The sequence below is a fragment of the Methylobacterium sp. 190mf genome, assembly GCF_900107945.1.
Classification (GTDB): Bacteria; Pseudomonadota; Alphaproteobacteria; order Rhizobiales; family Beijerinckiaceae; genus Methylobacterium.
The window spans coordinates 1-15,091 of the sequence record NZ_FNVI01000018.1 but is presented as its reverse complement, the minus strand read 5'-3'; the positions used below and the strand labels follow the sequence as shown (position 1 = coordinate 15,091).

The window sequence follows — 15,091 nt, the reverse complement described above, 5'->3', positions numbered from 1 at the left end:
TCCGCGTGTCCGGGCCCGCTTCTTCGAAGCGGACTTAATAGCAGCTCAACTTGCGCATTCCAGTTTCACCACAACCTGCACCCGGTCATTAGCCAAGAAGCAGACCTTCGGTGCTGCGCGCTGCCCCATCAGAGAGCCGGCGCCTTGTCGAATTTAACCTTTTTTTACCTGCACATCGCTCGCGACATTAGTATAGCTCTGGGCTGAGAGCCTCGAGCTGGTGTATCGTTATGAACCATCAAAGCAACGACGGGCATGGCGGACACATTCGCCGTGAAGTCCTTCAGGTTGCCGGTGCCGCTGCAGCCGCGAGTCTTCTCGGAGCAACTACTGCCTCCGCGCAGACTGGGCGACTGGGCGGACGTGACGATGGTCCACTCGGCGCGCGCCTGCAAGGCGTGCAGCATTTCGGCGTCACGGTCCAGAACATGGACCGGGCTTTCGCCTTCTACACCGAGGTACTCGGCGGCACCGAGGTCATGCGGGACGGCGATTTCAAGGGGGAGCCGGTCCATTTCACGCTGATGGCCGATCAAGAGATCGTTGCCCGCGAGCGCCGCGTCGATCCTCGCACCATCGGCGTCCCGGACCTGAAGGGTGGCTCCCAGCGGCTCGATGTCCGCTTCGTCCAATTCGAGAACGTCGTCATCGAACTCCTGCAGTATCGCGACGCCACGCAGCCGATGGGCGGCGGCGACAGCTGGGCCGAGCCGCGCGACCACATGAGCCCGGCCTACCCGCGCTCGATGCACATTTGCTTCTACGTCCGCGATGACGTGAACTTCGACAAGTTCATCGCCGATCTCGAGGCCGAGTGCGCCCGCCGTGGCATGACGCAGGTCAGGGCGAACCGCACCGTACCCGTGCACTCCGAGGAGCAGCGCCGCGCGGCGCCGAGGGATACCAATACGATCAAGATCCACGAGGGTCCGTCGAACGGCTGGTCGATCATTTACTGCAAGGGGCCCGAGGGCGAGCAGCTCGAGTTCGTCCAAGTGCTCGGTCCCGTAAAAAAGACGTTCGCTGACGCTGCCGAGGCGCGCCGGGCGGCGACGAACCGGGGCTGAGGTGAGGTAGCCGAAGAGGGGAGAAGAGAGCCTGATTTCGGCGCTTCGGCCGTGCGGATCGGCCATCGCGCCAGGTTGGATCGACGAGGAAGGGATACCCGATGAGTCCTCCCAGCCCACATGAGGTCGATCAACGGGCGGTCGATGAGCACGCTCCGGAGGCATCCGGTTCGCTTTCCCTCTCGCTCACGGTCAACGGCGAATGTCGGCGTCTCGATCTCGACAGCCGCGTGACGCTGCTCGACGCCCTGCGCGAGCACCTGCACCTCACGGGCACCAAGAAGGGGTGCGACCACGGCCATTGCGGTGCCTGCACGGTGCTGGTGAACGGGATTCGCATCAACGCATGCCTCAGCCTCGCGGCTATGCACGACGGGGACGAGGTGACGACGATCGAGGGATTGGGCCGGCCGGACCGGCTTCATCCCATGCAGGCGGCGTTCATCGCGCACGACGCCTTCCAATGCGGCTACTGCACGCCGGGCCAGATCTGCTCCGCGGTGGCTGTCCTCGCCGAGATCAGGGCGGGCGTGCCGAGCCACGCCACCGGCGACCTCATGGCACCGATGACGCTGGACAATGGCGAACTGCGCGAGCGCATGAGCGGCAACATCTGCCGATGCGGCGCCTACTCCAACATCGCCGATGCCGTGGCGGACGTCGCGGGGAGGCCCTGATGCGGCCCTTCAGCTACGAGCGCGCCGCGAGCGCCGAAGCGGCCGTGGCGGCCGTCGCCGCCCGGCCAGGCGCCCGGTTCATCGCGGGCGGTACGAACCTGCTCGACCTGATGAAGTTCCAGATCGAGGCGCCGGCCCATCTCGTCGACATCCGGCATCTGCCGCTGCAGGCAATCGAGGATCTGCCGGACGGCGGTCTGCGCATCGGTGCGCTCGCCACCAACACCGAGGTTGCCGCCCACCCGCGCGTGAAGCGCGATTACGGTGTCCTCGCGCGGGCGATCGTGGCCGGCGCCACGGGGCAGCTGCGCAACAAGGCGACGACCGCCGGCAACCTCCTGCAGCGCAATCGCTGCCCGTACTTCTACGAGACGTCCCTGCCATGCAACAAGCGCCAGCCGGGCTCTGGCTGCTCGGCCCTCGGTGGCGTCACCCGCTCGCTCGCCGTCGTGGGCACGAGCCCGCATTGCATCGCTCAGAACCCGGGCGACATGGCCGTGGCGCTGCGTGTCCTCGACGCCACCGTCGAGACCGTCAGGCCCGACGGGTCGCAGCGCCGGATCGCGATCGGCGATTTTCACCTGCTGCCGGGCGACCGGCCGGAGATCGAGCACCCACTCGAACCGAGCGAGCTCGTCACCGCCGTGACGCTCCCGCGACCGCCGGGCGGGACGCACCACTATCACAAGGTCCGCGACCGGGCCTCCTACGCCTTCGCGATCGTGTCAGTCGCAGTCGTCCTGCACAAGGACGGGACGGGGCGGGTCGCATTCGGCGGCGTCGCACCGCGACCGTGGCGGGTGGAGGATGCGGAGGCGCTCCTGCCGGGTGGACCGGCAGCCGTTGTCACGGCGGCCTTCCAGGGCGCGACGCCCACGGCCGGGAACGCCTTCAAGATCCCGCTCGCCGAGCGCGCGCTCGCACTGGTGCTGAGCGAAGGGAGGGTGTGACATGCGGTTCGACACGCCTGCCGGGCAGAACTCCATCGACGGTCAGACCATCGTCGGGCAGCCCCATCGGCGCGTCGACGGCGCCCTGAAGGTCACCGGGACGGCGCCTTACGCCTACGAGCGGCACGATGCGGCGACGGATCCTGCCTATGGCTGGATCGTCGGCGCCACGATCGCCCGCGGTCGGGTGACGCGGATCGACGCCACGGCCGCACGAAGGGCTTCGCGTGTCCTCGCGATCCTGACGACGCTCGAGTACGACGCCGCCCCGCCGGGGTTCCGGACGACCCTCCACCTGTTCGGCGGTGCCGAGGTACGCCACTATCATCAAGCCGTCGCGCTCGTCGTGGCAGAGACCTTCGAGGAGGCGCGCGCGGCGGCCCACCTCGTCCGCGTCGACTACGAAGCCGAGCCGGCGCGCTGCGATTTGGCGGCGGAGGCTGCCAAGGCCGAGCCGATCGCGGATCGCGACAATCCGGACTACCCCGTGGTCGATCGGATCGGGGCGTTCGAGGAAGCGCTCGCCACCGCTCCCGTGATCCTGGACGAGATCTACACCACCCCCGACCAGACTCATGCGATGATGGAGCCGCACGCCACCACGGCCGCGTGGCGCGACGGCAAGCTGACGATCTGGACCTCGGCGCAGGTCGTCTCCTGGCACCGCAATAGCCTCGCGCAGGCGCTTGGCATCGCGAAGGAGGATCTGCGGCTGGACGCGCCGTTCATCGGCGGCGGGTTCGGATCGAAGCTGATCATGCGCAGCGACGCGCTCCTCTCGGCCCTCGGCGCCAGAGCCGTCGGACGCCCGTGCAAGGTCGCGCTGCAGCGTCCGCTGATCGCGAATAACGGCACGCGCCGCGCCGGCACGATCCAGCGCATCCGTCTCGGTGCGACTCATGACGGGCGGCTCACAGCGATCGGCCACCACAGCCTCAACGGAAATCTGTCCGGCGCCTACGCGGAGGCGGCGATCGCGCCGACACGGCTCATCTACGCGGCCCCGAACCGCGAGCTGTCCATGAGGCTCGCGACCCTCGATCTCGCCGAGGGCAACGACATGCGGGCTCCGGGTGAGGCCCCCGGCCTGATGGCGCTCGAGATCGCGATGGACGAGATGGCCGAGAAGCTAGGCATCGATCCCGTCGCGTTCCGGATTCGGAACGACACGCAGGTCGATCCGCGCAAGCCGCACCGGCATTTCTCGGAGCGGCACCTGATCGAGTGCCTCCAACTCGGCGCGGACCGCTTCGGCTGGGCCCGCCGCAACCCGGTGCCCGGCGCTGTGGGCGATGGGTGCTGGCTCGTCGGCATGGGCATGGCGGCGGGCTTTCGCCAGAACCTCCTGATGCCGTCCGGTGCCCGCGTCCGGCTCGAGCAGGATGGCCGGCTGTCGGTCGAGACCGACATGACCGATATCGGGACCGGCAGCTACACCATCCTCGCCCAGACAGCTGCCGAGATGATGGGTGTGCCGATCGAGGCCGTGACGGTGCGGCTCGGCGACTCGGACTACCCCGAAGCCGCCGGGTCCGGCGGACAGTTCGGCGCGAACAACGCCACGTCCGGGCTCTACGCCGCTTGCGTGGCGCTGCGGGCGAGCGTCGCGGCGCGGCTCGGCTTCAATGCCGAGGACGTGGCGTTCGCGGACGGGAGGGTCACGGCGGGCAGTCGGAGCGTACCTCTCCGCGACGCCGTTGAGACCGGACCACTGACCGCCGAGGACCGGATCACCTACGGCGACCTCGACAAGGAGTTCGTCCAGGCCACCTTCGGGGCGCAGTTCGCCGAAGTCGCCGTGAACCGGTTCACCGGGGAGATGCGCGTCCGCCGCATGCTCGCGGTCATCGATGCCGGCCGGGTGCTCAATCCGCTCACGGCGCGAAGCCAGGTGATCGGCGCCATGACGATGGGGGTGGGGTCGGCGCTCATGGAGGCGCTCGTCGTCGACACGCGCCACGGCTTCTTCATCAACCACGACCTCGGCGGCTACGAGGTGCCGGTCCATGCCGACATCCCGCACCTCGACGTCGTCTTCCTCGACCATCCGGACCCGGTCTCGTCCCCGATGAAGGCCAAGGGCATCGGCGAGATCGGCTTGTGCGGGGCGGCCGCGGCGGTGGCGAACGCCGTCTACAACGCCACCGGCATCCGCGTCCGCGACTATCCCATCACCCTCGACAAGCTGCTCGACCGGCTGCCGCGCGCGGCCTGATTCTTCACCTGCGGAGAGAGAGATGGCCTATCATCCCGTTCCCGTGACGCATGTCGGCCTGACCGTCACCGACATCCGGGCAGCGACCGAGTGGTACACCAAGGCCTTCAGCTGCCGGCACATCATCGGGCCCCTGCACGTCAGGCACGACGGCTCGCATATCGGCGAGGTGTTCAAGGGGATCTTCGGTGATCGGTTCGAGGAGGGATACGTGTCCCACCTCGCCACCGCGAACGGGGTGGGGATCGAACTCTTCGAGTTCGTCACACCGAAGTCGGAAGCCGTCGACGACAACTTCCGCTACTGGAAGACCGGCGTCTTCCACTTCTGCTTGGTCGACCCCGACGTCGAGGGCCTCGCGCGGCGGATCGCCGAGATGGGCGGCAAGCAGCGCTCGAAGGTCTGGACACTGTTCGAGGGAGAGCCGTTCAAGGCAGTCTACTGCGAGGATCCCTGGGGCAACCTGATCGAGATCTACTCGCACTCGACGGAGCTCATGTACGCCAACCGGAGCGCGACGGCCGCCCGGGCGGAGTGAGAGGCGAGACTTGCAAACGCAGCGGTCGGATTCCCAATGCCGGGCAACGCGCGCGTCTGCAACCTGTGAGGCAAGGAGAGATCCCGCACATGCCGACGACCGCAGATCGTGATCTGTTTTCTCCAACGAAGATCGGTGCCATCGACGTCGCCAACCGCATCGCCATGGCACCGCTCACGCGCTCGCGTGCCGACATGCAGGGCGTTCATTCGGATCTCGCCGTCGCGTATTACCGGCAGCGCGCATCGGCCGGCCTCATCATCACCGAGGCGACCAACATCTCACGGCAGGGCCGGGGCTATGCCTTCACGCCAGGCATCTACACGGAGGTGCAGGCCGAGGCATGGTCGCGTGTGACCTCGGCCGTGCACGAGGCAGGCGGCCGGATCGTCTGCCAGCTCTGGCATGTCGGGCGCATGTCGCATGTCAGCCTCCAGGAGAATGGCGAGGCGCCCGTGTCGGCCTCGGCCATCCAGGCCGGTGAGCTCGTCTTCCTCGAGAGCCGCACGCAGGCACCTCCATCCATGCCGCGCGCGCTGCGGACCGACGAGATTCCCGATCTGATCAGCGACTATCGGCGCGCCGCGTTCCTCGCCAAGCAGGCGGGCTTCGACGGGATCGAGGTGCATTCCGCGAACTGCTACCTGCTCGATCAATTCATCCGCGACAGCACGAACCGGAGGACAGATCGCTACGGCGGCTCGGTCGAGAACCGCACGCGGCTTGCCGTTGAAGTCGTAGAGGCGGTCGCGGAGGTGTGGGGTGCCGACCGCGTCGGCCTGAGGCTCTCGCCGATGACGCGGGCTGTCGGTGATACTCCGCTCGACAGCGACCCGCAGGCAACCTACGGCTATCTCGCTCGGAGGCTTGGGGAGCTGGGACTGGCCTATCTCCACTGCGTCGAGGGGCAGACGCGCGGGCCGAACGGGTCATCCGCGTTCGACTACAAGGCGCTGCACGCCGCTTTCGGTGGGGCCTACATCGCCAATAACGGCTACGACCGGCAGCTCGCCATCGAGGCGATCGCCTCCGGCTACGCCGACATGATCGCCTTCGGTCGCTCCTTCATCGGGAATCCCGACCTGGTCGAGCGGCTGCGCCGCAACGCCCCTCTCGCGGAGGCCGATCAGGCGACGTTCTATGGCGGCGGAGCCGAGGGTTATACCGATTATCCGACCTTGGACGTTTCAGGGAACGCATAAAGGAGGGAGTCTGTTGAGCGCCGATCCGCTGCCCTCGCCGCATATCGGCTCATGGGCGGCGGCGTCAGGCCAGGGAGACCGGCCGGCCCGCATCGCTGCCAAGTCCTCCCCGACCAGCACGGCGCGCCCGCGCTGCCCTGAGATCGGGCGTGTCGAGCCCTTCGTTGAATCCGTCGAGGGTGGCGGCGAGGGCTGCCGGGCCACCGTACCGGTCATCCAGCGCAGCGAGGCTCGTCGCAGCCCGTAGGCGCCACATCGCCGCTCCCTGGCTACCGGCCAGATCGATCGCTTGCAGGAAGTGCCGCGCCGCGTCCGCCTCGCCGGCGATGCCAGTGGAGGCGAGGAGGATCTCGCCCTTGATGCGCAGCAGTTCCGGCTGGCACCAGAGTTCACCGCCGCACGCGGAGGCGGCGAGCGCGTCGTCGATGCGAGCGAGCGCGTTGGGAAGGCGGCCATGCGCCGCGAGGCCGGACGCCAGCGAGCCGAGATAGGCCGGACGCCGCATCCGGAAGCCGATCTCCCCCATCTCGACGAGGGCATCCTCGAGGCGGTGCAGCCCGCCCGCATCGCCCCGGCGGAGGCTCACGATCGCTTCGAGGCAATCGGCGATCACCTGCCAGATCCGCATGGCGTGACGTGCGACGTGGTCCCCGAGGCGGACGAGGCCGCGCTCGGCCTCGTCGAGATCGCCGCCATGGAGCGCGATCGGGATCACCGTGTGTGCCAGGGCATTCGTGAGGGCGAAGGCCTGGCCGCTGGCTTCGGCCTCGACGAGCGCGCGCCGCGCCGCCGCGACGGCGTGATCCGGCCGTCCCTGGAGCCACAGGACGTTCGCGAGGGTGCCGCGTGCCGCGATCAAGCCGTGATCCTCCAGCCGTCGGCCGGGACTGTCACGGCGGGCCGCACGGGCCAGCAGGCGCTCCGCTGCCTCGCGAGCCTCGTCGAGACGGCCGAGATAGCGGAGCGCGGTGGCGGCGGGCCTGTCGACGGCCGCGCTGGCCGCGCGATCGCCGCTGGCGGCCGCCAGCGTCCTGATGCGCTCCGTCAGGTCGAATGAGGCGCCGTGGTCCCCGACCCAGGTCTGGAAGTCGCACAAGCCCCAGAGCGCCCGCAACTGGCCATCGCGGTCGGACAACCGTTCGGCGCGGGCGAGCGCCCCGCTCCACAACTCCGCGATCCGCGCCGTCGGACCCTCGACCTGAAGCAGGGCCGCAGCGAGCGACGCCCGCAGTGTGATCTCGTACCGGTCTTCCGGACCGTCGGCGGGGGCGGCCGACGCGAGCGCCCACTCGCTCGCCTCGATCCGTTCCTGGAGCAGCGCGAGCGTGTCCCACACCACGAGCGCCTCGGCTGCCAGCGTTCGACCGAGGACGGGATCGCGCCGGTCGGTCAGGCACCAGTCGAGTGCCACGCGGACGTTTTGGACGAGCGCGACCAACTCCTCGCGCGGGTCGGATTCCGCCTTCGCGCTCCTGCGCGCCGAGACGTCGCGACATTGCGCGGCACAAAACTCCGCGTGCCGCCGACGGACCGCATCATCCTCGCCACTCTCGGCGAGGCGCTGCAATCCGTAGGCCCGCGTCGTGTCGAGAAGCTGGTACCGGGCCGACCACCCAGGAATAGCGACAATCAGCGACTTGGCGACGAGATCGGCCAATTGGCTGATGCATGCACGCTCGGCCTCCCCAGCAGAACGGCCGACCGCGAGCGCGGCGTCGAGCGGGAAGACGCCGTGAAAGACGGACAGCCGTCGAAACAGGGCCTGCTCTCCCTGCGACAGCAGCCCGTAGCTCCAGTCCAACGTCGCGGTCAGGCCACGCTGCCGGGGATGACCTGCCCGTCGGTCGTCGTCCAGAAGGTCCAGGCATTCGTTCAGCAGGCGAAGGAGGCCGCGAAGTCCAAACGCCCCGACCCGCGTCGCGGCAAGTTCCAGCGCCAGCGGCAACCCGTCGAGGCGGCGACAGATCTCGACGACGGTCCACGCGTCGTCGTCCTGGAGGCCGAAGCCTGGAGCGGCGGCCGAAGCGCGCGCGACGAACAGCGCCACGGCCGGGAAGGTCAGAACATCCTTCGCGTCGAGCGTCCCGAACGCCGTCGGAGCCGGCAGGGGTTGGAGGCGATGCACGGTCTCGTGCGCCATCCGGAGCGGCTCCCGGCTCGTGGCCAATACGTGAATTCCGGGCGCGGCGGTCGCGAGCATGGTGGCCAGCCGGGCCGCCTGATCGAGGGCGTTCTCACAACAATCCAGAACGAGCAGGCACTGCCGATCCGCCAGGGCAGTCGCGAGTGCAGCCTGAGGATCGTCCGCATGGATTGCGATGCGCATCTCCTGAGCGAACGCGCTCGCGAGATAGCGGTCGCTGTCGATGATGCACAGGTCGACCATCCAGACCCCGTCCGGGAACTGCTCGACGAGGGCATGTCCCACTGCCACGGCCAAGCTGGTTTTGCCGACGCCGCCGGGACCCGTGATCGTAACCAGCGGTCGCTGCAGCACCTTCGTGGCGATCGCCGCTAGATCCTCGGATCGACCGAGCAGGTCCGTCGATCTCGGAAGGTTATGGCGCCGCGCTGCTGCCGAAATCGGCCAGGACATGACGTCGACGGGCGCGACGAAGCGGTACCCTTGTCCGCTCACCGTCGCGATGAAGCGCTTCTCCGGTTCCGCTCCTTCGAGTGCGCGCCGGATCGCCGCGATGTTGACCTTCAAATTGGACTCATCAACCGTCGTTCGCGGCCATGCGCGCTTGTGGAGATCCGCCTTGCTTACGACCTGACCTGCGCGTTCGACGAGCGCGGTCAGAATTTCCAAAGGTCGTCCCCCAAGCCTTACGACTTTTTCGGCTCGCCAAAGCCGCTGCTCGGACGGGCTCAATACGAAATCGTCGAAGATGTAGTGAACGGCTCTGCCTTCCCGCGTATCCATGCAGCTGTCGCTATCGCACTCCTGTTCGATCCCGGAGAGATGGCCTTGCTACGCTGTCGGTTGCAGCACCGCTAGCATGTCGTGGAGGCCTCAGCCATTCGTCCGGTCTGCTCATGCGGAAGCGTCGGGGTGGATGCCTCCGGCAATGGTCTTGCAAAATCTTCACTCCGGCTGATCGATGCCGGCAGGTGGCATCCACATCGACGTATCAGGAAAGAGCTTTCGGCGATCAGGGTGACTGGCATGGATCGCCAGGAGCCCGTCCGATTTCCCGGCGAATGAGTTCAGAAGCGGCCGTTCCGCTTACGGCCATACGTCGTCACGCCGAATTGCCTGCGCGCGCAGGACCTGACATTCGGCTGCGCGCCCATCCCAGCCCTTCAGCTGATGATTGCTGTTTCCTGGAAGCGGACATTGTGCTCACTGGGGCGCCGGTCCAACCCGGCAGATGCGTCTCCTTGAAGAGCCGCACTTCAAGTGTGGGCTACGGTCCGATCGTTGAGCCACCTTTGAGTCGGGGTCGCGCCTATGCCATTCGCCTGCGCTGATCGCCCCGGGACTGTCGAGTCTGCGCGATCGCCTACAGCAGCTTCTTTCGAGGTAATCAGTAGCCCTTGCGTCGTTTCCCGTTGCATCCTTTCATGAGCCAGACATCGGACTGCGCGCGATCACGATCAGCGCGTGTCTCCCCGCGAGATCGCGCTACCTAAACAGTGTGCCGCGTTTTACTGGGTGGATGAAGGACAGTTAGGCAATGTTACAGCGGCCCCTCCGGATCCTGGCCCCGACGCGCTATCCCTGGCGCTTCAACGGGCCGCGGCAGTCGCGACACAGGATCGAGAACCGGAACTTCCTTCCGCTTAATTGGGTGCATCAAGGCATCGAGGGGATTACGGCCTTCAATCCTTGGCCGCTGCGGCGCTTTGACCTTGTTCACGCCTTCAACCGAATCCCGCTCGGCAACGCGCCTTTCCTCATCGGCTTCGAATCTCATATGCCCCGAGGATTCGGCTTAGAGACCAGCCGCTATTACAGTCTGCTCTCTCGAATGCTCGCATCCTCGCGCTGTCGGGGCATCATCGCGATCTCCGAATATGCGAGAAAAATTTTTGAGGAGACGCACAAGAATAGTCCGCTACGCGATATACTCTACGGAAAGCTGTCCGTCCGGTACCCGAATATCGAGTTGCCTGCAGAGCCGGCTCAACCTGAGCCGGTGGGGCCGGCTCCGTTCGTCGTCTCATTCGTCGGCAATCATTTCGCGCGAAAGGGGGGATGCGTTGCGGTCAGGCTGGCCGAATTGGCACTTCAAAAGAAGCTGCCGGTGCAGGTTGAGATCGTCAGTTCGCTGCAGGTAGGCCGCGGCGTCTGGACCGATCCTTTGAACGACCACTTCTATGATCGCTTCCGCGCCGCGCTAAAGCTTCCGAACGTTCGCTGGCACGCCACACTGTCGAACGTCGAGGTCCACGATCTGTTTCGCCGCTCGCATGTTTCGCTCCTCGCCACGTTCTGCGACACGTTCGGCTACAGTGCTATCGAGTCGATGATCCACGGCACCCCGGTCGTTGGCACGCGACAGGGTGCATTACCCGAATTCATCGCGCACCGCCATAACGGTCTTCTACTTGATCTCGACACGACGCCGAATGGCGAGTGGGCCCATATTGCTCATCCCGACCGTGGCAGCCGAGCTTACGAGGGTCTGGTTGAAGGGGAAATTGAACGGATGGCAAGGGCGGCGATCAGGGAGATCGAGCGGCTGATCGAACAGCCTGACGAACTCTACGACATGAGGCGTCGCGCCCGATCCGACGCGGAGCGTCTCTTCGGCGCCCAGGAAGCGAATGCGTATTGGGACAACCTCTACGAGTTTGCGCTTACGGCGGCGAGGTCAATGAAAAGCGACTCAGGCTCGACCTCAGCTAACCGCAGCGCGCGCGACGGTGGCCTAGCAGACGCGGGAGCAGAGCAGGCGTCCCGCGGCCGGTGTCCCTCGCCGTAGCTACCGCCGTCAGAGCGGCATGGCGTAATGCGCCATGTGCTCGACGAGCATGGCCGGCGCGCCCGGAACCCAGGCGCTGGGAGCCATGGGATAGAAGCCGTTCTCAGTATTGCCGCCCGCTCCCCCCAGAGCGATCTGAAGCATCATGAAGACCCGGTTCGGATCCTTCAAATCCGCAGGGTTGACAAGAAAAAATCGGTTGGGAACCGAGAAGGTGAGGATTTCGTCGATTCCGAAGGCCATGTATTTTGGGGTCCATTCGGACCAATACGTGTGGGGCTCGTCATACCGAAAATTGGGCAGAAGTCGCTCGATATCGACGAACTGCCCTTCCTTGGAACCACCTGTTCCGGCCACGCCCCACCAGTTGGTCTGGTAGGGAAGGACGGATGCAGGATCAGGCTGGTTAAACGAAATCTCGACCGTGTCTTGCTCGCAGTTTGGCCAGCGATAATGCGGAAGGCACAATTGCCAGCCTGCCGGCCAGCAGCCCTGCTGCATGTTCAGGAGTGCAAAGCGATAGGCGAACCGCCCATATCCCAGCCGTCCATTGTGTTCGGTCGAGACGAGTGGTGTGGAATGAGTGCACAGTTTTGTATGACCTCCTTGCGCGACCACGGTGGGACGCCGAAGGCGCTCTGGGACGAGAAGGCGCCGGCCGTTGAGCATCTGGAGCGGCGCGGTGCCATGCAGGCCTGGATCCGAATAGAGGCCCACTTCGAGATTAGTAAACTGCGCCCGGCCGCTCGGAAGGCTGTTCGTGAAGCATGGACGTCCGTCTCGATCGAAGCCGGTGGCCGTGCAGGCGAAATCTGTGACGAGATCGCTATAGAAATCGCGTATCCAATTCTTGGCAACGGGTCTCGGCTTTGGCGCGTCCCAGGCCCGGGTGACCGCTCCGAGCGCCAACGGTGAGGGGTCAGAGACCTCTGGTCCAATACGGGCTTCCGCCTCAGCAATAGTGGGACGGAAGTCATAGGTCACGAAGGGTCGGATCCGGATGCTTGCGGACGCGCTCGGACTCGGCAGGATTACCGGGACAAGGACTTCATCGACATCGTGCTCGAACACGAAGGCGCCGGACCGAGGCGACGCGCCACCGTCGATCTCGAACCGAATGCAGCACGAATACGCAGTCGGTCCACCCCGACGGATCGCCACCGTCGCTGTCCGCCCGTTCGGAGCGACGCGCGCGTCATGGATCGAGTAAGACGGCAAGTCGCTGGGCGCCGAATTGGCAGCGGCGTGAGCGGCCGGAACCCGAGACACCGTAGCACCAGTTGCCAGTAGGGCGAGTATCGCGCGACGATTCGGAGATGCAAGCGTCGATCTGGAAAATAGCGGGCCTTTGCTCATGGCCTGTCCTGTGTGCTGGTGAAGATCTCGGCTTATCGCGGGCCTTGCTCCGCGACGCGATTGATAGCGCGCAGGACACGTCGCGCGGCCGTCACGCGGTTTGCGTGCGGGTGAACCGCTTCAGGATAAAACTCTGCGCAGGTCGTTCGACCAGACGATGCAGAAGCACCGCGATGGCGATTGCCAAGCTGACCGCAATGACAACAGCCAGCAGAGTGAGATCCCCACCGACGCGTGGGGCGGCGATCTTAATCGACGCCTGAATGAAATAAGGATGACTCAAATAGAGCGCGTACGACGCATCCCCGAGAAGAACCAGGATTCCAACCAAGCGCCCTTTAAAAGGGGGCAGTGACAGGAAGGATGCTACGATGAGTGTCGCGACAAAACCGTGCTTGATCACCGAGTGTAGGTCTAGATCTAGCAGGTAAAGCACTAGGGCACCGGTCGCGAGGAGCGCGGCGAGCGCGGTCCCCCTAGGTTCGAACGGCAGCCTACTCGCATAGATCTGCGACAGGATGAGGCCGAAAGCGAACTCGAGGATCAACGGGCTCGTGTAGAAACGCCAGAGCGTGCTTCCTTCGGGCCGTATCCAGCCGACGAGGACGATCAGTGAGAGAAGTGCACAGGAACACCAGACGGTATATCGACCGGTGCTCAAACACAGGCAAAACAAGGCATAGAAATACATCTCAAAACAGAGCGTCCATCCCAAAAAAAGCAGCGGTTGGATGAACCCATTGTCTTTCTGATAGGGAATAAAGAGATAAGATCGGACAATCTTTTCGGCCGACACAGTGGTACCGTTGACGAGGGTCGGAGCCACAAGGGCGACGAACACCACGCCGCTCGTGAGCAGCCAGTAGAGCGGCACGACCCGGGCTGCACGACGGACCGCGAAGTGGCCCATCCCACGCGCCGGTTCGGCCGTGTAGGCGATAATAAAGCCGCTCAGGACAAAGAAAATGTCAACACCGATGACCCCGTCATGAAACGGATTATACGCATGGCCCGCCTCAACCGAAAGTCCGCTGCCAACGTGGAATAACACTACTAGGAAGGCCGCGATGAACCGGAGGATCTGAAGAGCTGGCAGGCGCGCGGGGCGCGGACTAGCCATCGGCGTGGCTGCCGAAGCTGAAATGGGTTTCGTTCCGTGCACCGAGACGAAGCTGTGAAACATGTCGGCGGCGCTCTCCAGGCTCACCTTGCAGATTGTCGTGTTTGGTTCCGGCATCACCTTGGCCGAATGATTTAGAGAATGTGAGGCGCATTCATCCGAAAGTGCATCTGGACTCAAGCCCGCCGGCTAAATTCGACTTTGGTAATCTGCGGCGCGTCGAGAGGGCGGAGGTGACGAAGCTGGCGTGACAGATAGGCTAACGGCGTCCCCACCAGGAGACATTCCTATGCTCCCTTTGCCCACCCGCTTCGCCGGGATCATCCCGGCGTTCGCACCGCTGTTCGTCCACAGCTCCTGGCTGTCCGCCGGCTTGGCCTTCGACCACTTGATCGTCCAGCGCGCATCCCGCTCCTTCTGGGCGAGCTTGGCGGGCTGAGCCCTCCAGACGTCAGACACGCGTCCGGCCTTCAGTTCCACCTTCTCGGCTTCCGTGTCGCGCTGCTTAGGTGCGGTCACCACGGTCGCGTCGACGATCTGCCCGCCCATCGCCAGGAAACCGGCTTGCCGCAGGGCCGTGTCGTAGGCCGATAACAGCACTGCGATGGCCGGCTTCCCCGCGATTTCGGCCCGTGTGAGTGCCTCGCGGAAGGTCCAGATCGTGTTGGCGTCGAGCACCGTGGACTTGCTCCGGTTTAGAGCGCCTAACAGAACCGCCTGATCTGGTTGAGTGTGATGAGGCTGGCAGCGAGGCTGGTGAAGGCTTCGTAGATGTCTGCACGTCGCTCGTAGCGCACGGGCAGCCGACGGAAGCGGTTGAACCAAGCGTGCGTGCGCTCCACCACCCATCGGTGCCGGCCCAGCCGTTCGCTGCTGTCGATGCCGCGGCGTGCGATGCGCGGTACAATCCCACGCGCCCGGCACTCGTGTCGGCGCGGTTGAGCGTCGTAGGCTTTGTCAGCGTGCAGTTTGTCCGGGCGGTGTCGCGGCCGGCCCCGCCGACCGTTGCGCACGGGTGGGATGGCATCGAGGGTC

11 protein-coding genes and 1 pseudogene are annotated in these 15,091 nt (G+C 65.4%); 7 read left to right on the top strand and 5 right to left on the bottom strand.

Annotation, left to right across the window (positions count from 1 at the left end):
* Positions 1–230: 230 nt before the first annotated feature.
* From C4T42_RS20490 to C4T42_RS20465, 6 genes are all read left to right on the top strand, one after another.
* Positions 231–1,067: a VOC family protein gene (locus C4T42_RS20490; RefSeq protein ID WP_103985782.1), complete on the top strand. Its 837-nt coding sequence runs from the start codon at positions 231–233 to the stop codon at positions 1,065–1,067.
* A gap of 101 nt (positions 1,068–1,168) precedes the next feature.
* Positions 1,169–1,744 carry an aldehyde dehydrogenase iron-sulfur subunit PaoA gene (gene paoA / locus C4T42_RS20485; RefSeq protein ID WP_107491589.1) on the top strand — a complete coding sequence of 192 codons (576 nt, stop codon included), beginning with the start codon at positions 1,169–1,171 and terminating at the stop codon, positions 1,742–1,744.
* Positions 1,744–2,694, top strand: a complete 951-nt coding sequence (locus C4T42_RS20480) for a xanthine dehydrogenase family protein subunit M (protein WP_103985780.1) — start codon at positions 1,744–1,746, stop codon at positions 2,692–2,694. The genes paoA and C4T42_RS20480 overlap by 1 nt, the downstream gene beginning before the upstream one ends.
* Position 2,695: 1 nt before the next feature.
* Entirely contained in the window at positions 2,696–4,909 is a 2,214-nt protein-coding gene (gene paoC, locus C4T42_RS20475) for an aldehyde oxidoreductase molybdenum-binding subunit PaoC (protein ID WP_103985779.1), read from the top strand.
* A 22-nt stretch (positions 4,910–4,931) separates the two neighbouring features.
* Positions 4,932–5,447, top strand: coding sequence for a VOC family protein (locus tag C4T42_RS20470; RefSeq protein WP_020096133.1), 516 nt, complete (start codon positions 4,932–4,934; stop codon positions 5,445–5,447).
* Positions 5,448–5,536: 89 nt separating this feature from the next.
* Entirely contained in the window at positions 5,537–6,649 is a 1,113-nt protein-coding gene (locus C4T42_RS20465; RefSeq protein ID WP_042674963.1) for an alkene reductase, read from the top strand.
* A 64-nt stretch (positions 6,650–6,713) separates the two neighbouring features.
* On the opposite strand, the gene C4T42_RS20460 is transcribed toward C4T42_RS20465, so the two are convergent.
* On the bottom strand, positions 6,714–9,575 hold the full coding sequence (locus tag C4T42_RS20460) for a winged helix-turn-helix domain-containing protein (protein WP_103985778.1): 2,862 nt from the start codon (positions 9,573–9,575) through the stop codon (positions 6,714–6,716).
* 754 nt (positions 9,576–10,329) lie between these two features.
* Here C4T42_RS20460 and C4T42_RS20455 point away from each other — a divergent pair.
* Positions 10,330–11,580 carry a glycosyltransferase family 4 protein gene (locus C4T42_RS20455; RefSeq protein ID WP_083916304.1) on the top strand — a complete coding sequence of 417 codons (1,251 nt, stop codon included), beginning with the start codon at positions 10,330–10,332 and terminating at the stop codon, positions 11,578–11,580.
* A gap of 9 nt (positions 11,581–11,589) precedes the next feature.
* Here the strand turns inward: C4T42_RS20455 and C4T42_RS20450 are convergent, their stop codons facing one another.
* The 4 genes and pseudogenes from C4T42_RS20450 to C4T42_RS20435 form a co-directional block, all read right to left on the bottom strand.
* A complete protein-coding gene (locus C4T42_RS20450; protein ID WP_181049197.1) occupies positions 11,590–12,564 on the bottom strand; it encodes a family 16 glycosylhydrolase in 975 nt (324 codons plus the stop codon).
* Positions 12,565–13,027: 463 nt separating this feature from the next.
* Positions 13,028–14,143: an acyltransferase gene (locus C4T42_RS20445; RefSeq protein ID WP_181049196.1), complete on the bottom strand. Its 1,116-nt coding sequence runs from the start codon at positions 14,141–14,143 to the stop codon at positions 13,028–13,030.
* A gap of 276 nt (positions 14,144–14,419) precedes the next feature.
* Positions 14,420–14,728 (bottom strand): annotated as a pseudogene (locus C4T42_RS20440) (IS5/IS1182 family transposase); the annotation flags it as partial.
* A gap of 32 nt (positions 14,729–14,760) precedes the next feature.
* On the bottom strand, positions 14,761–15,091 hold a 331-nt coding region (locus tag C4T42_RS20435), incomplete at its 5' end, for a transposase (protein WP_146074017.1).